Below are 25,904 nucleotides of genomic sequence, written 5' to 3'. Positions count from 1 at the left end.
ATGGCAAGCCATTTTCAGGCTTACCCCAGTCTGAGAATATGGATTGACGCGCGCCACAAGCTCACCTTTTAGTAGCAATCAGGCCTTCAGGCCGTCTTGGCAATTTCCAGCTTCAGCGACTCGATCATCGCCTCGCGGATCTTGAACTTCTGGATCTTGCCGGTGACCGTCATCGGAAATGCGTCGACGAAACGGATGTAGCGTGGCACCTTGTAGTGCGCAATGCGACCCTTGCAGTAGTCACGCACATCGTCCTCGGAGAGCGACTGCCCTGCCTTGGCGATCACCCAGGCACACAGCTCTTCACCAAAGCGGCTGTCGGGCACGCCCACCACCTGCACATCCTGCACCTGGGGATGGGTGTAGAGGAATTCTTCAATCTCGCGCGGATAGATGTTCTCACCGCCGCGGATCACCATGTCCTTCATGCGACCGACGATGTTGACGTAACCCTCCGTGTCCATCGTGGCCAGATCGCCGGTATGCATCCAGCCTTCCGCATCAATGGCTTCCCGCGTCTTGGCTTCGTCGCCCCAGTAGCCATGCATCACCGAGTAGCCGCGCGTGCACAGCTCGCCTGACTGGCCATTGGGAGCCGTCTCACCGGTTTCTGGGTTGATGATCTTCACCTCCAGATGCGGTTGCACCTTGCCCACCGTGGAAACGCGCTTGTCCAGCGGGGTATCGGTGGAGCTTTGGCAACTGACCGGGCTGGTCTCCGTCATCCCGTAGGCGATGGTGATCTCGGACAAGTTCATTTCGCTGACCACACGCTTCATCACCTCGATCGGGCAAGGCGAACCAGCCATGATGCCGGTGCGCAGGGTGGACAGGTCAAACTCCGAGAAACGCGGGTGGTCCAGCTCGGCAATGAACATCGTGGGTACGCCGTGCAGGCCCGTGCAGCGCTCGGCCTGCACCGCTTCCAGAACAGTGACCGGGTCAAAACCATCGTTCGGATAGACGATGGCCGAGCCATGCGTCATGCATGCCATGTTGCCCAGCACCATGCCAAAGCAGTGGTAGAGCGGCACGGGAATGCAGAGCCGGTCTTGCTCCGTCAGCTTCATCGCTTCGCCAATGAAATAGCCGTTGTTGACGATGTTGCGATGGGTGAGCGTTGCGCCTTTCGGAAAACCCGTGGTGCCACTGGTGAACTGAATATTGACCGGATCGTAGGGCGTCAGCGTCCTGGCGATCTCTGCAATCTGCGGGTCCTGAACATCACCCATGGCGATAAAGCGCGAGAAGCGCTCCATGCCGGGCTGCTCGCTACCTTGGGGCACACCTGAGCCGACCGCACCTGAGCCGGCAGCGTCTAAGCCGACCGCGCCAATCCACACCACCCAACGCAGGTCGGCGAGCTTGGCACTTTGCAATTGGCCGGGTGGGCTGGTTGCCAGTTCAGGGGCCAACTCGCGCACCATTCCCAGGTAATCGCTGGTCTTGAAGCGCTCCATCACGAACAGGGCCTTGCACTGCACCTTGTTCAGCGCATATTCCAGCTCGGAAGTACGGTAGGCCGGGTTGATGTTGACCAGGATGATGCCGACATGGGCTGTGGCGAATTGCAGCAAAACCCATTCCACATTGTTGTGCGACCAGATACCCACGCGGTCGCCCTTCTGGATGCCGGCGCGCAACAGCGCGCTCGCCAACTGAAAGGACTGCGCCAGCAGTTGGCGGTAGCTCAGGCGGATATTCTGGTGGCGGCTGATCAGCGCATCGCGGTCGCCAAAGCGGGCAGCGGTATCCACCAGTTGCTGCCCGATGGTTTTGTCCAGCAGGCGGGGCTCTGTGGCGCCGCGCGCGTAGCTGGTCGTCAAAGCGATGTCGCTCATGCTTGTCTCCTGTCTGCAAAGCGCTGCGCGCGCCCGCGTATCTGGTATATCTTGAGATTGCGCACCAGCATACGCCAGCGGGCCGCGCAAATGGTGGCAGGCAGGTTGCAAAAGTCGCCAGTACAATCAACGTTTGCTGGCAGATTTTCGTCCCATCCATGAACAAGCCGCTTCCGTCATCCGCAGTTATCCATCATCCCGCTGTTACGCCCATGGCATTTGTGCGCGCGATTGCACGGGCCTACCAGCATCGGGGCCTGAATCCGGACAAAGCCTTGCATCTGGCGCAAATTGATCCCTTTGCGGTCGAACAAGATACCGTTGGCATCACCGCCTTGCAGTTCGAGACCCTGTCCGATGCCGCCATGCAGGAACTGGACGACGAGGCCCTGGGCTGGTTCAGCCGCCGACTGCCCTGGGGCAGCTACGGCATGCTGGCACGCGCATCCCTGACCAGCCCGGACCTGGGTGTGGCCCTCAAGCGCTGGTGCCGCCACCATGGCCTGTTGACGGATGACCTGCAGCTCAGCCTGCAGGTGCATGGCAACACGGCCACGCTGGAGATCGTCGAGCACGCTGGCCTGGGCGAGCTGCGCGAGTTCTGCCTGGTATCGATGCTGCGCAACATCCACGGCCTGTCGAGCTGGTATGTGGATTCGTCGCTGCCGCTCTTCAAGGTGGCTCTGCCGTTTGCCGCCCCCGGGCATGCCGATGTGTATTCACTGCTCTTTCCCGGCGAAGTGCAGTTTGACGCGCCAGTCACCAGCATGCAGTTCGATGCCCGCTACCTCGCCTTGCCCATTGCGCGCGACGAAGCCGCCTTGCAGCGCATGCTGCAGCGCGCGTTGCCGCTGACGGTGCGCCCCTACCGCCGCGACCGGCTGATGGTGCAGCGCGTGCGCCAGTTGCTGGCCGCCGACCCATCGGCCATGCACAGCGCTGAAACCCTGTCAAAGAAACTGCATCTGTCGCTGCGTACCCTGCACCGCCAGCTCAAGGACGAAGGCGCTTCCCTGCAGGCCCTGAAGGACGAAGTGCGGCGCGAACGCTCGCTCACCCTGCTGCACCGCACCAACCGCCCCATCAAGCAGATTGCTCAACTTGCGGGTTTCAGCAACGACAAGAGCTTCATTCGCGCATTTCGCACCTGGATGGGCATGTCCCCCGCCGAATACCGCAAGAGCACCCGGCCACCGGCATGAAGCATGCGGCATGAAGTGCAACCTGGCTGACACCTAGAAGAACCCTGCAACGCCCCATCCATGCCAAGATGGTGCGATAACAATTGCATGACTTGCGCAAATCAATCCGGGCCAAATCGGCAGCCGGTGGACATATCCGCTGCGCGCCATGGTTTGCGCGGGTCCTCAACAGGAGACATTGCCGTGATGGAGCTTTACCACTGTGTCAGCGCGCGCTCGTTTCGCGCGCTGTGGATGCTGGAGGAACTGGGTCTTCCCTACCAATTGCACATGCTGCCCTTTCCGCCGCGCGCGCTGGCCAAGGACTATCTGGCCCTCAACCCGCTGGGCACGGTACCTCTGCTGATCGATGGCGCGGCACGCATGACCGAGTCCAGCGCCATCTGCCAATACCTGGCGAGCAAGGTGCCAACGCAGCAGATGAATGTTGCTCCTGATGATGCCGCCTATGGCAGCTATCTGAACTGGCTGCACATGGCAGATGCCACGCTCACCTTCCCACAAACCCTGGTGCTGCGCTACTGCTTTTTTGAACCCGCCGTGCGGCGCCAACCCCAGGTGGCCGAAGACTATGAGCGCTGGTTTCTCGGCCGCCTGCGCGCGGTGGAGGTGGCCGCGCAGTCCTTGCCCGCAGACCAGCCTTATCTTTGCGCGGGACGCTTCACGGCAGCCGATGTGGCCATCGGCTATGCACTGATGCTGTCCGACTACCTGGGCATGAGCGCCCAATGGGGCCCGGCAACCCAGCACTACTGGATGTGTCTGCAGCAGCGCACTGCGTTCCTGCGCAGCCTGGAGGTCGAAAAGCAGGCCGCCTTGGCCCAGGGCGTCGATCCGATACCGTCACCGCTGATCAGGCCTTGACGAGGGGGCTCCACATGATTGACATCCACGACCACACCACTATCGGCGAAGCGCTGGCAGCAGCCATTGCCAGATACGCCGACCTCAGCCTGCTGGCGGTCCCCGCCAACCCAGGGCGCAGCTATCTGCCCGAGGGCCGCGAGTTCAGCTACGCCGAAGCAGGCAGGCTGATCGATGCGCTCAAGACGCTTTACCAGGCAGCAGGCTATGGCGCAGGCCACCGCGTGGGACTGCTTCTGGAAAGCAGACCCGAGCACATGCTGCACAAGCTGGCGATGAACAGCCTGGGCATCTGCTGTGTGCCCATCAACCCTGACTACAAGCGGCGCGAGCTGAACTACCTCATCGACCACGCGCAGCTGGATATGATCGTCTGCCTGCCCACACGCCTCGCGGCCGTGCAGGAATCGCTGCAGGACACGCGCACCCAGCCCGGCGTCGTCACCACCGATCCAGAGGGTTACACCGCACTCACCCTGCCCCCGGCGCGCAGCCCGTCGCAAGGCGCAGTCACTGCCGATACGCCCGCCAGCATCCTCTACACCTCCGGAACCACTGGCCAACCCAAGGGCTGCGTGCTGTCGCATGCCTACGAGCTGGCGGCCGGCAAATGGTATGCGTCCCACCCCGGCTACGTATCGGTGCAGGAAGGCAAGGAGCGCCTTTTCAATCCGCTGCCACTCTTTCATGTGAACGCGTCGATCCTGTCCTTCTACTGCATGCTCCTGTCGGGCGGTTGCCAGATCCAGACCGACCGCTTTGCTCCCAGCCGCTGGTGGGAAGAAGTGGCCAGTACACGCGCCACCATCGTGCACTACCTGGGAGTGATCATTCCGCTGCTGCTCAAACAGGCTCCGACCGAGTGGGAGCACAGGCACTGCGTGCGCTTTGGCTATGGCGCCGGCGTAGAGCCGCAGTTGCACGCGGCATTTGAAGCGCGCTTTGGCTTTCCCCTCGTCGAGCTGTGGGGGATGACCGAGGTGGTGCGCACCATCTCCGACCATGGCGCAGATCGCCAGGTTGGCACACGATCCTTTGGCAGAAGCGCACCAGGCCTGGAAGTGATGGTGGCCGATGAAAGCGGGCAGTCCGTGGCACCCGGTACGCCTGGCGAGATGCTGGTGCGCTACTCCGCCCAAACGCCGCGCAAGCACTTCTTCAGCGAGTACCTGGACAACCCCGAAGCCACAGCCAAGGCCTGGGAAGGCGGCTGGTTCCACACCGGCGACGTAGTCGTGCAAGACCCGGACGGCTTGCTGCACTTCATGGACCGGCGCAAGAACATCATCCGCCGCAGCGGCGAGAACATTGCCGCCGCCGAAGTGGAAGCCGTGCTGCTGTCTCACCCCAAGGTACACCAGGTGGCCGTGTTGGCTGCCCCGGACGATATCCGCGAAGAGGAAGTGCTGGCCAGCATCGTGCTGTCTCCGGGTGTGGAAGCTGGCACCGCCATCTGCCAGGAACTGTTTGCCTTCTGCCAGCAGGAGATGGCTTACTACAAGGTACCGGGCTGGTGGTGGTTCACCAACGAGATCCCGACCACCGGAACACAAAAAATCCAGAAGCACCGCATTCTGGCCACGGGGCAGAGCGCGCAGACCCTGCCCAATGTGCTGGACATGCGGGCGCGCAAGAAGCGCTGATGTCCGTAGCGCCCTGCATCAGCGGGCGCTGCGGATCATCTCGGCGCCCTTCTCCCCGATCATCATCGTGGTGGCGCAAGTGTTGGCCGACGGAATCTCGGGCATCACCGACGCATCCACCACGCGCAGATTGCGAACGCCGTGCACGCGCAACTGTGCGTCCACCACAGCACCTGCCTCGCTACGTGGCCCCATACGCGCCGTGCCATTGACGTGGTAGGACGAGACACCGTAGCGATAGATGAAGTCCAGAATCTCGTCATCGGACTGCACCTGCGCACCAGGCATAGTTTCCGACTCGCGAAACGGCGCCAGCGCCTGGGTCTGCAGCAGGGTGCGGGCAATGCGCACACCGCGCACCAAGGTCTGCCGATCCTCTTCGTCGTCCAGATAGTGGGGCTGCACCACCGGATCGGCCCAGGGGTTGGCGCAGGCCAGCGAAACACTGCCCATGCTTTTTGGGCGGTGCTGCCACACGCCACAGGTCATGCCGGGAAACCGGTCGAGCATGCCCACATAGCCTTCGCGGTAGCTGGCGGGAGAGAAAACACCCTGCAGATCCGGCCGCTTCAGCCCTGGCTGCGACTGCCAGAACCAATGCACCACGGAAGGGCTGAGCGCCAGAATATTGGGCTTGCCGCGCAGCCAGTCAGCCGCCTGCCCCCACAGGCGCGGAGCGCGCGCCAGCTCATTGATGGTGACGGCGTTCCTGACGCGAGCCACCAGGCGAATCGAGAAATGGTCCTTCAAATGCTGACCCACGCCCGGCAGATGCGCATGCGTCTCCATGCCCAGCTCGCGCAGCCGATGGCCATCGCCAATGCCCGAGAGCATCAGCAGCTTGGGCGTATTGATCGCCCCTGCACAGACAATCACCTCGCGCCGGGCGTGAACCATCCGCTGCACGCCCGCCTGCACATACTCCACTCCCGTCGCTGCTGCGTCTGCAATCCGTATGCGCTGAACCTGCGCACCTGTCACCACCCGGAGATTGCTGCGCCGCTGGGCAGGCCGCAGAAATGCAGCGGATGTGCTGACGCGCCAGCCCCGGTTGATCGTGCGTTGAAAATAGCCGGCGCCTTGCTGGCTGGCACCGTTGTAATCCGGGTTGAGCGGCATGCCCAGCTCTTGCGCGCCTTGCAAAAAGGCTTCGCAGACCGGGTGCGGCCAGTGCGGAAGGGTCACCTTCAAGCTGCCCGAGTGTCCGCGCAATGCCGGGTCTCCACCATCAACAAAAGTTTCACTGCGCTTGAAATATGGCAGCACCTCGTCATAGCTCCACCCTGGATTGCCACGCGCGGCCCAACCGTCAAAGTCTTCCCTTTGGCCCCGGTTGTACACCAGCCCGTTGATCGACGTGGATCCCCCCAAGGTCTTGCCCTGAGGCAGAGGAATACGTCGGCCTGCGGTACGCGCAGAGGGCTCGGAGCTGAACTGCCATGCCCGCTCCGGGTTGAAGATCACCTTGATGAACCCCGCAGGCAGCTTGAGGTAGGGGTGCCAGTCAGCCCCGCCAGCCTCCAGCACACAGACACTGACACCCGAATCTTCACTCAGCCGCGCAGCAACAATCGCGCCTGCAGCGCCACTGCCCACCACCACATAATCGAATGCTTCGCTGTCGCCTGCGGCTGTCATGCATGCGCCCCCAGGTAGGCCGCACGCACCTTGGGGTCGCGCCGAAGATCGGCAGCACTGCCTTCCAGCGTGAATCGCCCCGTTTCCAGCACATAGGCGCGATCCGCCACCACCAGCGCCTGATTGGCCATCTGCTCCACCAGCAGGATGGTGACACCCTGCTGCTTGAGCTGCCGCACAATGGCAAATATCTCCTTGACGATCAGCGGAGCGAGACCCAACGAAGGCTCATCGAGCAACAGCAACTGGGGTCTGGCCATCAGCGCCCGCGCAATTGCCAGCATCTGCTGCTCGCCGCCCGACATGGTGCCTGCCAACTGCCCGCGCCGCTCACTCAGGCGCGGGAAAGTGGCGAACTGCCGCTCGATGTCTGCCGCGATGGCCGCAGCCCCGTCTTTGCGGTGGTAGGCCCCGAGCAGCAGATTGTCATGCACGGTCTGGTCTGCGAACACCTGGCGGCCTTCCGGGCTTTGGGCAATGCCCAACGGTACGCGCAGATGACCGGGCATGCGCGTGATGTCCTGTCCGAGGAATGCAATCGAGCCCCCTGCCGCGGGCTCCAGACCCGATATGGCTTTCATGAGCGTGCTTTTGCCGGCGCCATTGCCACCAATGATCGTCACCACCTCACCGGCATTTACATGCAGCGAAACGCCTTTGAGCGCCTGCACGGCCCCATAGTGCACCTGCAGCGATTCCACGCGCAGCAATGCAGTTGCCTGGTCAGACATGGGAGCCTCCTGTCGCATCGTTGCCATCTTCTTCCTCATCGCTTCCCAGATAGGCGGCGATCACGCGCGGGTTGCTCTGCACTTCGGCAGGCGTGCCTTCTGCGATCTTCTGGCCGTAATCCAGCACGATCACATGGTCAGAGACCGCCATCACCAGATCCATATGGTGCTCGATCAGCAGCACGGTGATGCCGAGGTCCCGAATACGGGCGATCACCTGCACCAGCTCCTGCGTCTCCTGCGGGTTCAGACCTGCGGCAGGTTCATCCAGCAGCAGCAGTTGCGGGTGCGTGGCCAGGGCGCGCGCCAGTTCCAAGCGCCGCTGCAGTCCATAGGGCAGGCTGCCAGCAATGTGAAGCGCTTTGTCGCGCAAGTGCAACCGGTCCAGAATCTGCAGCGCCTCTTCTCGCGCAGCCAACTCCGCGCGATGTGCCTTTCCCACTCCCAGCAAGCTGGCAAAAAAGCCGGCCTTGATATGCGAATGCAGGCCCACCTTGACGTTGTCGAGCACCGTCATGTCGCTGAACAGACGCAGATTCTGAAAGGTACGCCCCAGGCCCATGCGCGCAATCCGGTTGGGCGACACCCCGACAATGCCTTGCCCCGCGAACTGAATCGTTCCTCGCTCCGGCGTCACGATCCCCGAGAGGATATTGAGCAGCGTCGTCTTGCCCGCGCCGTTAGGGCCGATGAGCGAATGCACATGCCCGGGCCGAATCCGGATATCGACATTGTTGGTCGGAACCACGCCGCCATAGGCCTTGTACAGACCTTCACCGTCCAGCAGAACACCTGTGGTGCCAGCGCCCGCAGAAGGCTTCAGTTGCCATGCAGGCAGATCCGTCGGCAATTGCTCCTTGGGCACCAGCCCTGGCGTGAACCTGCGCGCAAAGCTGCGCACAAACCCCGCCAGCCCATTGGGCATGGCGTAAAGCGCAAAAAGCAGCAGGGCGCCATAGGTGAAATGCTGCACGTCCGGCCAACGGGACAGCAACGAATCCAGCAAGGTGAGCACCACTGCGCCCAGCAGCGGGCCGTAGACCGAGTTACCCCCGAACAGCACGATCAGCAGGAAGAAGATCGACAGATTGAAGGTGATGAAATCGGAGTTGATGTACTGGTTCTGCTGCGCAATCAGCGCTCCGGCGATGCCACAGGTGAACGCACTAATCACAAAGGCCAGCACCTTGAACTTGTACACGCTCACGCCCACGCTTTCCGCGGCGACCTCGGCCGTGTTCACCGCCAGAAACGCGCGGCCGAACCGACCCCTTAGCAGATGGCGGAACATCACATGCAGCAGCACACACAGCGCCAGCACGAACCAGACCCAATGCTGGGTGCTGAACATCTGCCCACCGACCTGCAGCGGCACCACACCGTATATGCCCTGCTGGCCTGCGAACACGTCCTGCCACTCAGAGACGATCTTCTCCACCACGATGCCAAAGCCAATCGTCACCATCGCCAGCGCCGGGCCTTTCACGCGCAAGGCTGGCAATGCAATGACCACGCCGAACAGACCCGCGAGTACACCAGCCGCCGCAAATGCTGCCCATGGATTCCACCCCCATCGAGCAGTCAGCAGAGAAACAGCATATGCGCCCACAGCAAACAGGCCGGCATGGCCGAGCGACTTTTGGCCGGTGTAGTTCACCAGCACATTCAGCCCCGATGCTGCGATGTAGTTCACCCCAATCAGAAACACAATGCGCAGATGGAAATCATTGCTGGTCGCCAGCGGAATGGCCGCCACCAGCACGGCCACCACAAGCAGCCACAGGTAATGCTTGAACTCGCTGCGCATCATCAGACTTTCTCCACGATCTTCTGGCCCAGCAGCCCCTGTGGGCGCACCACCAGAACCACGATGATGAGCACGAAAATGCTGATCTCGCGCAACTCTGCCTGCCACAGCCCCACCAGCGCCTCGATCAGCCCCAGAATGAAACCGCCAAGCATGCAACCGCGCGGGCTGGTCAATCCACCCAGAATGGCCGAAGAAAACGCCTTGAGCGCCAGCGACATGCCCATGAACACCGACGCCGTGGTGATGGGTGCAATCAGCAAGCCTGCCAGACCCGCCAGGCTGGAGCTGATGACAAAAGCAAGCACGACGATCGCAGACACATTGATGCCCATGAGGGTTGCGGCGCTGCCGCTTTGTGCAACGGCGCGCACGGCCTTGCCGATCCGGGTACGCCGCATGATGAAATCAAGGCTGAGCAGCACGGCCACACTGGCGACCAGCACCAGCACTTCCTGCGGCAGCACGCCTGCACCGCCAATGCGGATCACATCGCTGCCCAGGGGCGAAGGCATCACCATGGGTGACGGCCCCCAGATGGCCAGTGCCGTGTTCTGAATGATGATGCCGAACCCGATGGTGCTCATGACCCAGGCCATGCCGCCACGCCCCACAAACGGGCGCACTGCTGCGTAATAGAGGATCACGCCCAGCACACCCAGCACCGCCATCGTGCCAACGAGACTGAGCAGGTAACGGCCCAGCGTCACATCGGCAGGAACCAGGGTATCGGTAATGTTCTTGCCCACCAGCAGCAACAGCACCGAAACCGCGACAAACGCGCCAGCTACCAGAAACTCGCCCTGGCCGAAGTTCAGGGTCTTGGTGGTATTGAAGGTGATGTTGAAGCCCACCGCCACCAGGGCATAGATACTGCCCAACGCAAGCCCGCTGAAGACAGCCTGCAGTATTGAATCAAACATACTCGCCCCACGCACATGCTGCAAATGACAAGGCCGCCGGGCGGCCCCATGACCGCCGCGGCCCTGAACGGCTTACTTCTTCAGGTCGGCAGGCTTGAGCGATTTGTAGACATCGTCCTCAAAACGCACCACTTCGCTGCCCTTCCAGCGCGCCAAGTAGAAGTCACTCACGCTCAGGCCTTCGTGGTTGGCCTTGCTGAATGGCTTGTCGTAGGTCTTGATCACGCCTTCGGTCTTGGAGAGGTTCTCCAGTGCGGCAGCCACCTTTTCGCCATCGGTGCTGCCTGCCTGCTTCATGGCGGCAGCCAGCAGCATCACCGAATCGTAGGCCTGCGCAGAGCACGGGAAGGTGGTGAGCGTCGGGAAGTTCACGCGCACACGCTTGCCCAGCGACTTGGTCTTGTCCGAAGTGTCTTCGGTGGTGGATGCCGCCATGATCAGGTGCTCTGCGAGCTTGGTGCCAGCCATCTTGGGCAGGAGCGAGCTCAGGTTGCCCCAGGTTCCCAGGGTGATCGGCATGTAGTTGATCTTCTCCATGCTGCGCAGCACCTGCGCCGCACCATCGGCAATACCGTAGATGATCACGGTATCTGCTCCCGCCGCCTTGATCTTGTTGAGCTGCGAGGTCATGTCGGTGTCCTTGGGGCCGTACTTCTCGACCGCCACGGGTTTCACGCCATGCAGCGCCAGAATATCGGTCGCATCCTTGATGCCGCCCTGGCCATAACCGGTCGAATCCGCAAGAATCGCGATCTTCTTGTCCTTGGAGGCCTTTACCGCATAGGCGCCCAGCAGTGCCACCTGCTCGCGGTCCACCATGGAGATGCGGTAGAGGTAGTTCTGCGGCTCCTTGGCGTAACGTGTGGTGATCTCAGTTGCGGTACCAATTGGCACCACCACGGGTACCTTCTTCTGCTGCGGAATATGCAGCCATGCAAGCGCATTGCCCGAATTGGCCGGACCGACGATGCCGCTGACCTTCTCGCTGTCGATCAGCTCCTGCACGGTCTGAATCGCCTTGGGCGGCGTTCCCTGGTCATCGCGGACCACGCCAACGACCTTTCGACCCAGAATCCCACCCGCTTTGTTGATGTCTTCAATGGCCGCCTCAAACCCCCAACGGCCTGCAATACCAAGTTCTGCCACACCACTGGCCGACTGGTCAGCGGTATAGCCGATCTTGATGTCCTGCGCCTGCGCAGAGAGCGCAAAAACACTGGCGCCCAGCGCTGCGATTCTGGTGAGTCGATAGATGGTTCTGTTCATGCTTGTCTCCTTGCTTCGTTGTCAATTTCCCGGCCCCGGACTTCGCACCATTCGGTGGCGATGTGCGGCTCAATATAGTGTTTCCTCTTTCAAAGCTTCTTCTGGCTTGTGCCTACGTAGGATTGCTTAACAAACCCTTTCCCTGCGCGTTTTCCAAGACGTCTCCAAGTACGCTTTTCGATTCGCTTCCCAAGACGTTCAATCGAGAATTTTTTCCGTCAACCGCCGTGGGCGGCAGATTTTTTCGCAGTGCCAACTGCGACTTCACTGCAATCTGAAAGCGCGGATCCAACATGGCGGCCACATTGCAGCGCGACCATGGCGACGGCGCTGCAGAATCCAGATGGAATATGCGGCCCGGAGCCATCTTCACGCCATGTGCAAGCAGTGCCTGCGCCCATTCCAGCGAGTCTTCCACACCGGGAAACCGAACCCACAGGTACAGCGTCTGCGCACTGCGGGCAAACACCGTGCATCCTTGTTCATCCAGCCACTGCTGCGCCTGCATGGTGGCTGCGCCCAGCTTCTGCCGCAGCTTGACCAGATGGCGCTCGTACCGCCCCTCGCGCAGCATCACATCCACCATGCGCTCGCAGTATTCCGATCCGCTCACGTGGATCAATGTCTTGAGATCCGCCAAATCACTGGCCAGCGCGGCGCTGCATGCCACATAGCCCACCCGCAGGGCCGCAGAGAATGACTTGGAAAAGCTGCCGATGTAGATCGTGCGCTCCAGCTGATCGAGCATGGACAGGCGCACCGCCGAAGTCGGTTTGAAATCGGCAAAGGGATCGTCTTCCACAAGCAGCAGGTTGTGCTTTTCTGCCAGTTGCAGCAGCCGGTAGGCCTTGTGCAGGCTGAGATCCGATCCCGTCGGGTTGTGCGCCAGCGACTGGGTGAAGAACAGGCGCGGGCGTTCTGTCTCCAGAATGCTTTCGAGCGCCGCAAGGTCAGGCCCATCGGCCAGCCTGGGGACACCGATCACCCGCGCGCCCGCCAGCTTGAGCTTGCCAAACAGCAGGTAGTATCCCGGCTCATCCACCAGCACTGTCGCGCCCGGTGGCACAAAGTAGCGGATCACCAGGTCCAGCGCATCATTGGCTCCCTGGGTGAGTAGCAACTGGTTCTGTGTCACCGACAGGCCCAGCACACCCAGCTTGCGCACCAGACTGTCGCGCAGCGGCGCATAGCCAAAGCGGTTGCCGTAACGAAACAGCGAGCCGAGACCGGTGCGCACCACCTTTTGGTGGTAACGGTCCATGCGCATGTCCGCCAGCCATTCAATCGGCGGAAAACCATCCCCCACGGCAGCCACCTCGGGCTGGCGAATGAGCTGCTCGCGCGCCAGCCAGACCGTGTCCATCGCGCGCACCAGCTGGCCGTTGTCCTCGTCAACGGGCTTGGTCTTGCGCACCTGCGGCGACACGTAAAAGCCAGAGCCACGCCGTGGCTCCACCATGCCGCGCGACACCAGCAGATCAAACGCCGACACCACCGTGTTCTTGGCATAGCGGTGCAGCTGCGCCAACTCCCGCAGCGAAGGCAGCTTGTCGCCAGGCTGATAAATGCCGTTGGCGATCTGCTGGCCGATCAGATCGGCCAGCTTTTCAGCAATGGGGGCAGAGCGTCGAGACATGGTGGTGCGAAGTGTGTCCGAGAAAAGCCCGCTCCGGTACACCATTGGAGGCATTGCTGCGCTGCAACGATGCTGTTTGCCCAAACTGTACCTTTTTTGAAAGGTACAGCTTCCATACAGTTCGAGCCATTGTTTGACGCCGCATGGGTAATGAAGCGGCAATTTTTTGGACCCTCCTTGAACATGGCCATCGACTCCCGCCTCCCCAATTTCCGCGCCCTCACCCCTGCACAACGCTGGGAACATATTGCACAGGCCTGCCAGCTGAGCGACGAGGAGCGCGCACTGATCGCCCGGCCCGGTGCACTTCCGCACACACTGGCCGACAGCATGATCGAGAATGTGATCGGCACTTTCGAGCTGCCCATCGGCGTGGCCGGCAACTTCCAGATCAATGGTCGCGACGTGCTCGTGCCGCTGGCTGTGGAAGAGCCATCCATCATCGCTGCGGCGTCGTACATGGCCAAGCTCGCACGCGACAGCGGCGGCTTCCAGACCTCGAGCACCCAGCCCCTGATGCGTGCACAGGTACAGATCGTCGGGCTCGGCGACCCTTACGGAGCACGGATTGCGCTCTTCCAGGCGCGAGACGAGATCATTGCGCTCGCAAACAGCCGCGACAAGGTGCTGATTGGCCTTGGGGGTGGCTGCAAAGACATTGAGGTGCATGTGTTCCCCAGTTCGCCGCGCGGCGCCATGGTGGTGATGCACCTGATCGTGGATGTGCGCGACGCCATGGGCGCAAACACAGTCAATACCATGGCTGAATCGGTATCACCGCTGGTGGAAAAACTGACGGGGGGCTCAGTGCGCCTGCGCATCCTGTCGAACCTGGCCGACCTGCGCCTCGCCCGCGCCCGTGTGCGCCTCACGCCTCAAACCCTCGCCACCCAGGAGCGCAGCGGCGAGGAAATCATCGAAGGCATTCTGGATGCCTACACCTTTGCCGCCGTCGACCCCTACCGCGCCGCCACGCACAACAAGGGCATCATGAACGGGATCGATCCCGTGATCGTCGCCACCGGCAATGACTGGCGCGCGGTGGAGGCAGGCGCGCACGCCTATGCCTGCCGCAACGGCCACTACACCTCGCTCACCACCTGGGAAAAGGACAACGGCGGTGCACTGATAGGCACCATCGAATTACCCATGCCGGTGGGCCTGGTCGGCGGCGCGACCAAGACACACCCGGTGGCGCGCCTGGCACTCAAGATCATGGGTGTTCAATCTGCACAGGAACTGGGCGAGATTGCAGCCGCCGTTGGCCTGGCCCAGAACCTGGGTGCGCTACGCGCACTTGCGACCGAAGGCATTCAGCGCGGCCACATGGCGCTGCATGCCCGCAACATCGCGCTGGTGGCAGGCGCCGTAGGTGAAGAGGTCGACCAGGTGGCACGGCGCCTGGCCGCAGAACACGATGTGCGCACCGACCGCGCGCTGGAGGTGCTGGCGCAATTGCGCGCCGGACAGTAAGCGCCCCGTTCACTCTGTTCAAGGAGCACACCAGCGCCCAGGCTCCTGAAGGCCCGCTGCACGCTCATACCAGTTGCGGCAGTTCACCCATGTGCGCAAAGCAGCGTGATGCACCAGCGGCCTCCAACTCGTGCGCCGGGCACACGGCGTGCAGTGGCGGATGGTAGGCCCACACCGTGGCCTGCGCGGCCACGCCCGCCTGCGTGCCCGTCACGCTGTCTTCAACCACCAGACAGCGTTGAGGATCGGCCCCCAGTGCGGCTGCCGCCGCCAGGTACACATCGGGAAAAGGCTTGGTGCGCGGCAACTCGTGCCCACTGAAGATGCGGCCCTCGAAGTACGGCAGCAAGCCGGTAATCCGCAGCTGCATCTCCACCTTCTTGCGATCTGCTCCCGAGGCACAGGCGATCTGTCCATCCATCTGTGCATGGAGTGCCTTCACCGCTTCCACGGCGCCGTCAATCGCCTTCACATCCTTCTCCAGCGCCGTATTGCGGCGCTCATAGAACTCCTCCATCCAGGCATCGGTCAGCGGCTTGCCGGTGTTGGCCTCGATCAGGTCCTTCTGGCTGCGCACCATCTTACCGATGAATAGCTGCAGGCAGGCTTCGTTCGAGAGCGCCCAGCCCGCCTCATTGAGCATGGCACAGAGCACCCGGTTGGTAATCGTTTCGCTGTCCACCAGCACGCCGTCGCAGTCAAACAGTACCGCGTCAAAGCGGGCAATTCTTGTCATTTCGTATCCTCATGGGTGTGCGCAGAACATCGACCCGTCAAAACTGGTCGCCATCCACATAAAACCAGCGTCCGTTTTCCTGCACAAAGCGGCTGCGCTCATGCAACCGCACGGCGCGGCCCTGTACTTTATAGCGAGCGACGAATTCAACCTCTGCATGCGTGCCGTCGTGCGCCTGAAAGTCTTTCACCTCCAGTCCCAACCAATCGCATTGCGGATCGAAATCCAGGCTGGGGGGGCGCTGCGGCGCGTGCCATGTGGCCAGCAGATAAGGCGCCCGCTCAAGAACGAATGCGGTATAGCGGGAGCGCATCAGCCGCTCGGCATCCGGCGCCGGAATGTGCAGAAAGTCGTCGATGAAGCGGCCGCAGCATGCGCTGTACGCCACCGCTGATCCACAAGGGCACGCAGTAGCGTCGGTGCCTGCTGCCGCTTTCTTCTTGGCCATGGCTCTGTCTCTTTTCAGTATTTGCAACGGGATCACCGTTTGGGCCGCCACTGAGGTGCCTCCTTGCCGGAGTCACACTGGCGACAAAGCCCGTATTGTGCCAAATATGCCTTTGGTGCATACAGAATGCACGCAAGTAGCTACTGGAACAATAGCAAAAGGACAACCATGCCAGAGTCAGCCTGCGCACGGGGTAAGCCTCGCCCAACGAAGACTGCGGACTATGATCGCCTGGTCAGCGGGAACATTGCATGCGTATGCAAGTGCCGCCCATCCACAGGTTCTAAGAGCCTCTAAGAACCTGTTCAAAGGAGTCAGCCATGTTTTCTATGAGTGTTCCGTGGTGGGAATTTGTCGTGCGCGGCTTTGTGGTCTATGCGTTCCTGCTGGTATTCCTGCGCCTGACCGGACGCCGCCAGATCGGGCAATACGATCCGTTCGATCTGATTTTGTTGTTGATTCTGTCGAACGCCGTGCAGAACTCGATGAACGCGGGCGACAATTCCCTGATCGGCGGCCTCATCTCGGCAACGACGCTGATTGCCTGCCACTCCGTCATGGCGCAGATGAGCTACCGCAGCAGAAGGGTATCGCGCTGGGTCGATGGCATTCCCAAGCGGCTCATCTCCAATGGCCAGGTCAACCGGCAGGTGATGGATGCCGAGCTCATTACGAGCGATGACCTGAAAGCCGCCCTTCGCGGCGCCGGTTGCCTGCACACCTACGAGGTGGAGCAGGCCACCATCGAAACCAATGGCCAGATCACGATTGTGCTGCGCAACCGCGACAGCACCGAGGACGCACCCGACGGGGTGTAGCTAGGCAAGTGCGGCCTTCAACTGCTCGCGCAGCTTGAACTTCTGGATCTTGCCCGATGGCGTGGCGGGCATCTCCGCCAATACCACCAGGCGCTCGGGCAGGTAGTGCGGCGCCACCTTCTGCGCTCGCAGAAAGTCGGTCACATCACTCAGCGCTGGCTCGGCTGCTCCCGGCTTGAGCACGATCACCGCACAGGCGCGCTCGCCCAGGCGCTCGTCCGGATAGGCCACCACGGCGGCTTGCGCGACAGCCGGATGCTTGTAGAGCAGAGATTCCACCTCCACCACCGGAATGTTCTCGCCACCCCGGATGATCACATCCTTGCTGCGGCCGGTGATACGGATATAGCCTTGCGCATCCATGCGCGCCTGGTCGCCGGTATCGAACCAGCCATCATCCGTGGTGGCATTGAGATGCGGGCGTTTCAGATAGCCGCCAAAATTGGAATTGGCCCTGACCCACAGTTGCCCAATTTCACCGCGCGGCAACTCCCGGCCCAGATCGTCCACCACCTTTACCTCAGCGCCAGGCAACGGCAGCCCGTCGGTGTCTACCGCACGCTGCGCGCCATCACTGAGGAGCGTGGTGGTGACAGCACCATTTTCCGACATGCCCCAGGCGGAGATGATCTGCGCCCCCAGCGCCGCCTGCGCCTGCTCGACCAGAGGGCCGGGAATCGGCGCACCCGCGCACAGAAAAGTTTGCAGGCTGGGCACCGGGCCACTCACCGCCACTTCGCGCGACAGGTCAGCCAGAAACGGCGTCGATGCCATTGTGAAGGTGCAATGCCATTGCCGTATCAGCTGCGCAGCAGTGGCCGCGTTCCATACATCCAGCAGCACCGCCGTCGCGCCCAGCATCACCGGCATCATCAGCCCGTACATGAAGCCGGTCTGGTGTGCCATGGGCGACGCCATGAGCACCACGTCGGCGCTGTTCAAAGCCAGCCGTTCTGCATAGGCGTGGATGTTGGCCATCAAGGTATTGGACGAGTGCATGACGCCCTTGGGCTCACCCGTGGTGCCGCTGGTATAGATGAGCTGTGTGACGGCATCGGGCTGTACCCGATTTTGTTTGAGAATCTGCGCCGCATCGGCGCCCTCTTCCCACGCGGGCTGCGCAAGCAAGGCTTCAAAGCTGTCAGCACCCGCTCCGCCAATCGCCACGACATGCTGCAGGTGCGGCAATTGCGGCTGAATGCCTTTGAGCATGGCCTCGTAATCCACATTGCGAAAGTCCTTGAGCACCACGATCACCTTGGCTTCACCGTGGCCAAGCATGAACAGCAGTTCGCGCTCACGGAAGATTGGCATCAATGGATTGAGCACAGCGCCAATGCGCGCGCATGCCAGGTACAGCACCGTAAACTGCCAGACATTGGGCAACTGGCAGGCCACCACATCCGCGGGCCGCACCCCCAGTCGCCACAGCCCCACCGCCACACGGTCAGTCATGCGCGCCAGCTCCGCATAGCAAAATTGCTGCGCGGTCTCTTCACCGGCGCGCAGCCCTACCAGCGCCAGCCGGTCAGGCCACTGCCGTGCCGCGTGGTCCAGGGCATCGTTGATGGTGATGTCCCGCCACCAGCCTTGGCTTCGCATCTGCGCGCGGCGCGGTGCCAGCAATACGGCATCAAACTGCATATGTGTCTCCTGTCTGTTATGGACTAGCTCTGCACCTGTCACCGCGCGATGGCGGCCGTACTGCCTATGCAGGCACCGCTTGCCTGCCAGCTCGGTCGCGGGCAATGATGGTCTTCATGATCTGGGCTGTTCCGTCTCCGATCTGAAAGCCCAGCACATCCCGCAGGCGCTGCTCCATCACACCCCGGTCGTAGCCGCCATGGCCGAACATCAGCAGACACTGGTGGATGCAGTCATATGCGAGCTTGGGCGCCCACCATTTGCACATGGCGGCTTCCGCACTGTGGGGCTTGCCCTGGTCCTTGAGCCACAGTGCCTGCAGGCACAACAGACGCGCTGCACTCACCTGGGTATCAAAGTCGGCCAGCGGGTGCGACACGCCCTGGAAGGCAGACAAGGGCTTGCCGAAGGCCTGGCGCTGCGCGACGTATTGCCAGGCATCGTCCAGCGCCGCACGCGCCACGGCCAGCACCTGCAAGCCGATCAGCGCGCGCGAATAGTCAAAGCCCTGCATCACCTGTACAAAGCCCTTGCTCTCGTCCCCCAGGCGATGCGACAGCGGCACCCGCACATTGTCGAAAAACAGCGATCCCCGACCGATGGCGCGCTGACCATGGCAATCAAAGCGGCTGCGCGTGATGCCCGGCAAGTCCATCGGCACCAGCAAAGCCGTCACGCCATGCGCTCCCGATTCCACCGTACCAGTGCGCCCAAACACCACGGCAATATCGCATTGATCAGCAGCGGAGATGGAGGTCTTCTCACCATTGACCACATAGCAGTCACCATCGCGCTCGATCCGCAGGCGCAGGTTGGCCGCGTCAGAGCCGCCCCGGGGTTCGGTCAGCGCAATGGCGCAGAGCGCCTCGCCCGCCACCATTTTCTGCAGCCACGGCCCGGCAATACCAGGTTGGCCATAGGCGGACAGAATTTGTGCATTGAGCGACGCCAGCAACGGCACGTATGACATGCTCAGATCCGCGCGCGCCAGCTCCTCATGCACCACTCCGGCTGCCAGACACCCCATTCCCTGTCCGCCCAGATGCTCAGGCAACTCCGGGGCAATCAGGCCCATGCCACCCATCTCGCGCATCAGGCCGCGATCAAGAACGCGGGTCTGGTCACGCTCCAGAAAGCCGGGGGCCACGCGCTCTTGGGCAAACCTGCGCACCGATTCGGCCAAGGTCATCAAATCATCGTTCAAGTACGGATTCATGGGCACCTCTTGCTGCAAGTCGCTTTACTTGACGTGTTTGCGGAAATCGGGCTTGCGCTTTTCCTTGAGCGCTGCCACGCCTTCGCGCGACTCGTCGGTGTCGTAATACAGCTTGAGCGCGTACATGCCCATGCCCGCTATGCCCGCCTGGTGCGCGGTGTCCATATTGAAGCTGCGCTTGGCGATGGCAATCGCGGTGGGGCTACGCTCGCAGATGGTCTCGGCCCATTCCTGTACGGTTGCATCGAGCTGCTCCGGCGCCACGCAGAGGTTTGCCAGGCCCATGGCCACGGCCTCCTCGCCGGAATAGCGTTTGTTCAGGTACCAGATCTCGCGCGCCTTTTTCTCGCCCACCACACGCGCCAGGAATGCGGTGCCGTAACCGGGGTCCACCGATCCCATCTTGGGGCCCACCTGGCCGAAGATGGCTTTGTCGGAGCAGATGGTCAGGTCACAGATCGTGCACAGCACATTGCCGCCGCCAATGGCATAGCCTTGCACGCGGGCGATCACCGGCTTGGGCACGTTGCGGATCGCATCGTGCAGCTCTTCCATCGGCAAGCCAATCGTGCCACGACCATCGTAATTGCCGTCGTGGGCCGATTGATCACCTCCGGTGCAGAACGCCTTGTCGCCAGCACCCGCCAGCACGATGCAGCCCACACGCGTGTCGTAGCCCGCCTTGTTCAACGCACGAATCAACTCGTCACAGGTGGTGCCGCGAAAGGCATTCATCTTCTCGGGCCGGTTGATGGTGATCCAGGCCACGTGGTTGCGCACTTCGTACAGGATGTCTTCGAATTCCATGTGAGTCTCCTTCTTGAATGGGGCCTTCAACCGGCCATCGTGAGGCCACCGGATACGCTGATGACCTGGCCGGTCACGTAGGCAGCATCACCGGAGGCAAAGAACAGAATCGCGCCTGGCAGGTCTTCCGGCTGGCCGATGCGGCCCAGTGGAATGGATCGGGTAAAGGCTTCAAGCAGTTTTTCAGGGTTGGCTGCTCCTTCCTTGTAGCTGGCGAACAAGGCGGTGTCCGTCGGGCCGGGGCAGACCACGTTCACGGTGATGTTGTGGCGCGCATGTTCGCGCGCCAGCGTTTTGGACAGCGCCACCAGCCCGCCTTTGCAGGCGGCATACACCGCTTCACCGGATGAACCCACACGCGCTGCATCAGATGCGATATTGACAACGCGCCCCTTCTTGCGCTCTGCCATGCGCGGCAGCACCGCATGGTGCATATGCAAGGCGCCCACCAGATTGATGGCAATGAGCTGCTGCCATTCACTCTCGTTCGTCTTGGTGAATGGCTTGAACACGTCCCAGCCGGCGTTGTTGACCAGCACGTCGATAGCAGCCCACTGTTCGGCCTGCTGCACTGCGGCATCCACGCCAGCTCTGTCGGTGATGTCACACGACACTGCCTGCGCCCGGCCACCCGCCGCCGCAATGGCATCGGCCACTGCCTGGGCTGCAGCCAATTGCCTGTCGAGCACCGTCACCCGGGCGCCTTCGGCAGCAAATCGTTTGCAGGTGGCTCCGCCAATACCACCACCACCGCCCGTTACCACAACATGTTGCCCATCAAAACGTGCCATGATTCGACCTTTCTTGCGCATTGCATCGTTTAATTAGACAATATATTTACACAAATGCATTGTCATGGCAATATGAAAATCATGAGCAAATCCGCAAATAGCATTGGAGAAAACCCGAATCCACTGCGCACCGATCTGGCCAACAGGCTGTACTTCAAGCTGTACCAATGCGCCAATATGTTGCACAAAACCGGTACCAAGGCCGTGGAGGCCCAAGGCCTGACGACGCAGCAGTGGGCAGTGATGGGAGCGCTGTCGCGGCCCGAATCCGCACCAGGTATGGGCATGGGAGACCTGGCGCGCTACCTGTTGATGAGTCGCCAGAACCTGACCGGACTGCTTTCGCGCATGGAGGCCTCAGGCTATGTGCACAGCGTGCCCGACCCTGCAGACAAGCGCTCACGCCTGGTGCAGTTGACGGAGGCAGGCCAGCAGGTATGGCAGCACGATGCAGCCGAATCGATTGGCCGCTACTACGAGCAGGCGCTGGAGGGATTTTCGAGCAACGACATGGTTCACACCTTGCACTACCTGCTCAAGCTGCTGGACAACATGAAGGCCATTGATGCCCGGCAAAATGCGGGCAAGGAGGAGAGCTGAAACCCCCTCCCTTGAGCCTTTGCCGGTCTAGGCGAGCACGGTAGACGCTGCCCTTTTCTGGAATGAAGACCAGTGGATTGCTCCTCTCCGCCCAAGGCGAGCAATCTCAATAAAAATGCCCCGCTGCGCGCATCCACAGCGGGGCATGGCATCAAAACCGATAGCGGTTACATCAGCGCGCGGGTGATGATGATTTTCTGCACATCGCTGGTGCCTTCGTAGATCTGGCATACCCGCACATCGCGGTAGATGCGCTCGACAGGGAAGTCATTCACCACGCCATAACCGCCCAGGGTCTGTATGGCGGCACTGCAGACACGCTCAGCCATCTCGCTGGCAAACAGCTTGGCCATGGCGGCTTCCTTCAAGCACGGCAAGCCGGCATCCCGCAAGCTGGCGGCATGCCAAATCAGCTGGCGCGCAGCCTCGATCTGCACTGCGCAATCGGCCAGGCGAAAGCTGACGGCCTGGTGGTTGATGATGGGTGTGCCAAAGCTCTCACGCTCCTTGGCATATTGCACCGCCACATCAAACGCACTGCGTGCCATACCTACGCTTTGCGCCGCAATGCCGATGCGGCCGCCTTCCAGCGCACCCAGCGCAATCTTGTAGCCTTCGCCTTCGGCGCCGATCAGGTTCTCGGCAGGAACCACACAGTTGTCAAAATTGATCTGTGCCGTATCACTGCTGTGCTGGCCGAGCTTGTCTTCAAGGCGGGCCACCTGGTAGCCAGGGTTGCTGGTGGGCACCAGGAATGCGCTCATGCCCTTTTTTCCGGCGCCTTTGTCGGTGACTGCAATCACGATGGCGATGTGTCCGTTCTTGCCGCTGGTGATGAACTGCTTGACGCCGTTGATCACATAGCTGTCGCCCTGGCGGGTGGCAGTGGTGCGCAGTGCGCTGGCGTCTGAGCCCACGTGCGGCTCCGTCAGGCAGAAGGCGCCCAGCATTTCGCCCCGCGCCAATGGAGCAAGCCACTGCTTTTTCTGCGCATCGCTGCCGTAGCGCATCAAAATCGCATTGACAGGGCAGTTGGTGACGCTGATGGCCGTGCTGGTGCCGCCGTCGCCAGCGGCAATCTCCTCCAGAACCAATGCCAGGCTGATGTAGTCCAACCCGGCTCCGCCCAGGGCTTCGGGCACACAAATACCGTATGCACCCAATTGCGCCAAGCCCTGGTGTGCGGCCGTGGGAAAGCTATGGTCACGGTCCCACTGCGGCGCATGGGGCCACAGCTCGGCCTGCGCAAACTCGCGCACGGCGTCTTGTATCATTTTCTGATCATCGGTCAGAAGCATGTGTCGGTCTCCAGTGTTTTTTTGGTTTCGATAAAAAATGGGGCTTGCGCGTATGCAGATTCAACGCTGGCAAGAGGTTTTGCGCCACACATTGCTCAATGGGCTACCAATGGGCGGCGCGTCGGCCATCGTGGTGCAGCAGGCGGCCCTTGTCAGCATCGGTGACGGAGGCCAGGGTCTCGCGCATGCCCGCCACGCTCTCTTGCACGGTCAGTGGCGCACCATCGCCACCCATCTCCGTCTGCACCCAGCCGGGGTCAATGGTGATCAGCCTGGCGCGCGGATAGTCATGCTGCGCGGCCGCCACAGCCATGTTGAGCGCCGCCTTGCTGACGCGATAGAGCCAGGCGTCACTCCCGTCCACACCCTCGATCTGCGACATGGAAGACGATACAAAGGCAAACACGCCCCGCGCATCTTCGACCAAGGGCGCAACCTGGGGCAGTACCTGCATGGCACCCAGCACATTGGTGTGCATGACGGCATCAAAATCCGGTTGCGTAGGCGGCGTGCGCGCATCGGGCTGACGGATGACACCTGCCACGAACATGGCCAGGTCAATTTTCTCGCCATCCAGCAGCCATGCAAGGCCGCTGACACTGGCGGGCTGCGCCACATCCACCCGTTGCACTTCGGCACCCAGCGCCGTCAAACGCGCCTGTGCGCCCGCATCACGAACCGTGGCAATCACCCGGCAACCTTCGGTGCGGTACTGCCGCACCAACTCCAGCCCGATGCCGCGCGATGCGCCAATGATCAGAACCGTGGTCATCGGCCCACCTGCTCCTGCGCAATCAGCGCCTCATAACGAGCCACCATGTCCGCCTGCGGCTCCGGTGCCGTCTGCAAGCCGATCTGGTCGTGGATCATCTGGTTGAGCGACGGCAGCACACTGCGCGCCACCTGGGCCTGCGCACTCCACAGCCGCGAGCGCATCAGCGCCTTGGCACAGTGCAGATAGGCTTCGTGCACCTCGATCTCGATCACAAGCCTGGGCAATTGCCGCTCACCGGCAAACTGCTGGATGAACGCATCCTCGTCGCGCAACCGGGCTACTCCATTGACCCGCAGGGTTTCGTCCACGCCTGGCAGCAGAAAAAGCAGCCCGATGCGCGGATCGCGCACTAGGTTATCCAGCGAATCAAGCCGGTTGTTACCGCCCGCATCGGGCAACAGCAGGTGCTGCGCATCGGTGCATTTGACAAAGCCCGGCGGCCCGCCGCGCGGCGATGCGTCCAGCATGGCGCCATCCTTGCCCGCCGTGGCCATCACGCACAGGGGCGACAATGCCACAAAGCGCTGGCAGTGCGCGTCGAGATGGTTCAGTTCCTTGCGCACGGCACGCTCTGCCGGCTGGGCATACAGGGCTCGCAGCTGTTCGAGTGTGGTGATCATGCAGCCCCCCCTTCGGGCCGCGGGCCCGTGGCGGCATAAAGCGCGCAGAACTCCTGCCACGATGGATCGAACATGGCACTGACCTCCACATCCAGAGATTCAGCGTACTGCTGAGCAGCCGCATGCACCTGCGGCACGGCAGACAGTGGATTCTCGATGTAGTAGCCAGACACCAATTCGCCCTCGCCATTGAGGCGGCTGAAGGCCAGAAGGCCTTGCTCCATTGGCTCCCAGAGGGTTTGCAGGCTTTCCTGCACCTGTTTGGCGGCGTCCAGCTCGTCCTGGGTGCCCACGGGCATGACCACCTCCAGGTAATGCGCCAGATCAGCCCGCGTGGCGACCGCGTTGGCGCCGATGCGCAGCGACAGCAGATCGGCAGGCGCAGCCTCATGTGCATCGCGCTGACGCACCTCAAACACCGTCCATCGGTCGTCATCCCCCTTGGGGAAACGGTAGCTGCGCCCCATTTCGTCGCGCAGGAACGCATCGAATATGGCAGGAAACACCGACAGTGGCTCCGCACCGCTGACGCCTTGCGAGAAAGCCTCGACAAAATCCACCGGCCCCACGCGCACCGCAAAATCCCATTCGCCCAGCACGTGGTCGAGCATGATGAAGCTCATGTGCCGCGCATGGTCCAGCATATCCTGCGGAATGATCTTTTCAAACGACAACTCCAGCCCCACCACGCCACCTGCATCGTAGTGCGCCACGAGCACATCCGAGCAGGCCAACTCGAAGCCATCCATGCCCATGCTGAAATCGCTACCCAAGGTGCGCGTACGGAAAGCCTGTACCTTGTAACCCGGCAGGCTGGGGGCTGCGCGCACGAGGGCCATGGCATTTTCGAACTGCTCGGTGTTGCCGTGGGCGCTGATCACCAGGCGCTTGAACAGGCTGCCATCGGCATGCTCCAGCTCCAGCGCCAGTTCGGGGGCATACCGCGCCAGAATCTCGTTGGCCTTGGTGACAAACTCCTGCTCGGGCAAAAGCGCGAGATTGCGTTCGTCGTAGGCAAATGCCTGCCAGAAGCCTTCAATGGCTGCGGCCTCCAGCAACACGGGCTGGTCGGTATGTGCTTCGTCGTTCATGGCGAGGAGCCTCCTTTACCAGCCCATTGTGCAAGA

23 protein-coding genes are annotated in these 25,904 nt (G+C 61.8%); 6 read left to right on the top strand and 17 right to left on the bottom strand.

Features of this window, described 5'->3' with window-relative positions; all coding sequences use genetic code 11:
• Positions 1–86: 86 nt before the first annotated feature.
• Positions 87–1,841 carry an AMP-binding protein gene (locus LAD35_RS02890; RefSeq protein ID WP_224151223.1) on the bottom strand — a complete coding sequence of 585 codons (1,755 nt, stop codon included), beginning with the start codon at positions 1,839–1,841 and terminating at the stop codon, positions 87–89.
• Between the two features lie 143 nt (positions 1,842–1,984).
• Here LAD35_RS02890 and LAD35_RS02885 point away from each other — a divergent pair, with 143 nt between their 5' ends.
• The 3 genes from LAD35_RS02885 to LAD35_RS02875 all read left to right on the top strand — a co-directional run bounded on the left by LAD35_RS02885 (position 1,985) and on the right by LAD35_RS02875 (position 5,550).
• Positions 1,985–3,043 carry an AraC family transcriptional regulator gene (locus LAD35_RS02885; RefSeq protein WP_224152571.1) on the top strand — a complete coding sequence of 353 codons (1,059 nt, stop codon included), beginning with the start codon at positions 1,985–1,987 and terminating at the stop codon, positions 3,041–3,043.
• A 183-nt stretch (positions 3,044–3,226) separates the two neighbouring features.
• Complete coding sequence (locus LAD35_RS02880) at positions 3,227–3,907, top strand: glutathione S-transferase family protein (RefSeq protein ID WP_224151222.1); 681 nt, start codon at positions 3,227–3,229, stop codon at positions 3,905–3,907.
• Positions 3,908–3,921: 14 nt separating this feature from the next.
• Positions 3,922–5,550 carry an AMP-binding protein gene (locus LAD35_RS02875; RefSeq protein ID WP_224151221.1) on the top strand — a complete coding sequence of 543 codons (1,629 nt, stop codon included), beginning with the start codon at positions 3,922–3,924 and terminating at the stop codon, positions 5,548–5,550.
• An 18-nt stretch (positions 5,551–5,568) separates the two neighbouring features.
• Here the strand turns inward: LAD35_RS02875 and LAD35_RS02870 are convergent, their stop codons facing one another.
• The 6 genes from LAD35_RS02870 to LAD35_RS02845 all read right to left on the bottom strand — a co-directional run bounded on the left by LAD35_RS02870 (position 5,569) and on the right by LAD35_RS02845 (position 13,551).
• The gene (locus LAD35_RS02870; RefSeq protein WP_224151220.1) at positions 5,569–7,188 is read right to left on the bottom strand and encodes a GMC family oxidoreductase; all 1,620 of its coding nucleotides are present in this window, start codon (positions 7,186–7,188) and stop codon (positions 5,569–5,571) included.
• The gene (locus LAD35_RS02865; RefSeq protein ID WP_224151219.1) at positions 7,185–7,919 is read right to left on the bottom strand and encodes an ABC transporter ATP-binding protein; all 735 of its coding nucleotides are present in this window, start codon (positions 7,917–7,919) and stop codon (positions 7,185–7,187) included. Before LAD35_RS02865 ends, LAD35_RS02870 begins: the two co-directional genes overlap by 4 nt.
• Complete coding sequence (locus tag LAD35_RS02860; RefSeq protein WP_224152570.1) at positions 7,912–9,726, bottom strand: branched-chain amino acid ABC transporter ATP-binding protein/permease; 1,815 nt, start codon at positions 9,724–9,726, stop codon at positions 7,912–7,914. The genes LAD35_RS02865 and LAD35_RS02860 overlap by 8 nt, the downstream gene beginning before the upstream one ends.
• Positions 9,727–9,728: 2 nt before the next feature.
• Positions 9,729–10,649, bottom strand: a complete 921-nt coding sequence (locus LAD35_RS02855) for a branched-chain amino acid ABC transporter permease (protein ID WP_224151218.1) — start codon at positions 10,647–10,649, stop codon at positions 9,729–9,731.
• A gap of 72 nt (positions 10,650–10,721) precedes the next feature.
• Positions 10,722–11,915, bottom strand: a complete 1,194-nt coding sequence (locus LAD35_RS02850; RefSeq protein ID WP_224151217.1) for an ABC transporter substrate-binding protein — start codon at positions 11,913–11,915, stop codon at positions 10,722–10,724.
• 112 nt (positions 11,916–12,027) lie between these two features.
• Entirely contained in the window at positions 12,028–13,551 is a 1,524-nt protein-coding gene (locus tag LAD35_RS02845; protein ID WP_224151216.1) for an aminotransferase-like domain-containing protein, read from the bottom strand.
• Positions 13,552–13,734: 183 nt separating this feature from the next.
• Between LAD35_RS02845 and LAD35_RS02840 the strand changes: the two genes are divergently transcribed.
• Complete coding sequence (locus LAD35_RS02840; RefSeq protein ID WP_224151215.1) at positions 13,735–15,024, top strand: hydroxymethylglutaryl-CoA reductase, degradative; 1,290 nt, start codon at positions 13,735–13,737, stop codon at positions 15,022–15,024.
• 64 nt (positions 15,025–15,088) lie between these two features.
• Here LAD35_RS02840 and LAD35_RS02835 read toward each other — a convergent pair whose 3' ends face one another.
• Positions 15,089–15,751 carry an HAD family hydrolase gene (locus LAD35_RS02835; RefSeq protein ID WP_224152569.1) on the bottom strand — a complete coding sequence of 221 codons (663 nt, stop codon included), beginning with the start codon at positions 15,749–15,751 and terminating at the stop codon, positions 15,089–15,091.
• Positions 15,752–15,797: 46 nt separating this feature from the next.
• Positions 15,798–16,208, bottom strand: coding sequence for a YchJ family protein (locus LAD35_RS02830; protein WP_224151214.1), 411 nt, complete (start codon positions 16,206–16,208; stop codon positions 15,798–15,800).
• Between the two features lie 320 nt (positions 16,209–16,528).
• On the opposite strand from LAD35_RS02830, the gene LAD35_RS02825 reads away from it, so the two are divergent.
• On the top strand, positions 16,529–17,026 hold the full coding sequence (locus LAD35_RS02825) for a DUF421 domain-containing protein (protein ID WP_224151213.1): 498 nt from the start codon (positions 16,529–16,531) through the stop codon (positions 17,024–17,026).
• On the opposite strand, the gene aliA is transcribed toward LAD35_RS02825, so the two are convergent.
• The 4 genes from aliA to LAD35_RS02805 form a co-directional block, all read right to left on the bottom strand.
• The gene (gene aliA, locus LAD35_RS02820; protein WP_224151212.1) at positions 17,027–18,670 is read right to left on the bottom strand and encodes a cyclohexanecarboxylate-CoA ligase; all 1,644 of its coding nucleotides are present in this window, start codon (positions 18,668–18,670) and stop codon (positions 17,027–17,029) included.
• Positions 18,671–18,734: 64 nt separating this feature from the next.
• Complete coding sequence (aliB, locus tag LAD35_RS02815) at positions 18,735–19,886, bottom strand: cyclohexanecarboxyl-CoA dehydrogenase (protein WP_224151211.1); 1,152 nt, start codon at positions 19,884–19,886, stop codon at positions 18,735–18,737.
• Positions 19,887–19,910: 24 nt separating this feature from the next.
• Positions 19,911–20,693 (bottom strand): 2-ketocyclohexanecarboxyl-CoA hydrolase, encoded by a 783-nt coding sequence (badI, locus tag LAD35_RS02810; RefSeq protein ID WP_224151210.1) that lies wholly within the window; start codon positions 20,691–20,693, stop codon positions 19,911–19,913.
• Positions 20,694–20,719: 26 nt separating this feature from the next.
• On the bottom strand, positions 20,720–21,484 hold the full coding sequence (locus LAD35_RS02805; protein ID WP_224151209.1) for a glucose 1-dehydrogenase: 765 nt from the start codon (positions 21,482–21,484) through the stop codon (positions 20,720–20,722).
• A gap of 81 nt (positions 21,485–21,565) precedes the next feature.
• Between LAD35_RS02805 and LAD35_RS02800 the strand changes: the two genes are divergently transcribed.
• Positions 21,566–22,084 carry a MarR family winged helix-turn-helix transcriptional regulator gene (locus LAD35_RS02800; RefSeq protein WP_224151208.1) on the top strand — a complete coding sequence of 173 codons (519 nt, stop codon included), beginning with the start codon at positions 21,566–21,568 and terminating at the stop codon, positions 22,082–22,084.
• Between the two features lie 167 nt (positions 22,085–22,251).
• Here LAD35_RS02800 and LAD35_RS02795 read toward each other — a convergent pair whose 3' ends face one another.
• The 4 genes from LAD35_RS02795 to LAD35_RS02780 form a co-directional block, all read right to left on the bottom strand.
• The gene (locus tag LAD35_RS02795) at positions 22,252–23,382 is read right to left on the bottom strand and encodes an acyl-CoA dehydrogenase family protein (RefSeq protein ID WP_224151207.1); all 1,131 of its coding nucleotides are present in this window, start codon (positions 23,380–23,382) and stop codon (positions 22,252–22,254) included.
• A gap of 103 nt (positions 23,383–23,485) precedes the next feature.
• A complete protein-coding gene (locus LAD35_RS02790; protein ID WP_224151206.1) occupies positions 23,486–24,154 on the bottom strand; it encodes an SDR family oxidoreductase in 669 nt (222 codons plus the stop codon).
• The gene (locus LAD35_RS02785) at positions 24,151–24,777 is read right to left on the bottom strand and encodes a pyridoxamine 5'-phosphate oxidase family protein (protein ID WP_224151205.1); all 627 of its coding nucleotides are present in this window, start codon (positions 24,775–24,777) and stop codon (positions 24,151–24,153) included. Before LAD35_RS02785 ends, LAD35_RS02790 begins: the two co-directional genes overlap by 4 nt.
• Positions 24,774–25,868: a hypothetical protein gene (locus LAD35_RS02780; RefSeq protein ID WP_224151204.1), complete on the bottom strand. Its 1,095-nt coding sequence runs from the start codon at positions 25,866–25,868 to the stop codon at positions 24,774–24,776. Before LAD35_RS02780 ends, LAD35_RS02785 begins: the two co-directional genes overlap by 4 nt.
• Between the last annotated feature and the right edge of the window lie 36 nt (positions 25,869–25,904).

Source organism: Comamonas odontotermitis, from assembly GCF_020080045.1.
Taxonomy (GTDB): Bacteria; Pseudomonadota; Gammaproteobacteria; order Burkholderiales; family Burkholderiaceae_C; genus Comamonas; species Comamonas odontotermitis.
This window is presented reverse-complemented; position numbering and strand designations above follow the sequence as displayed.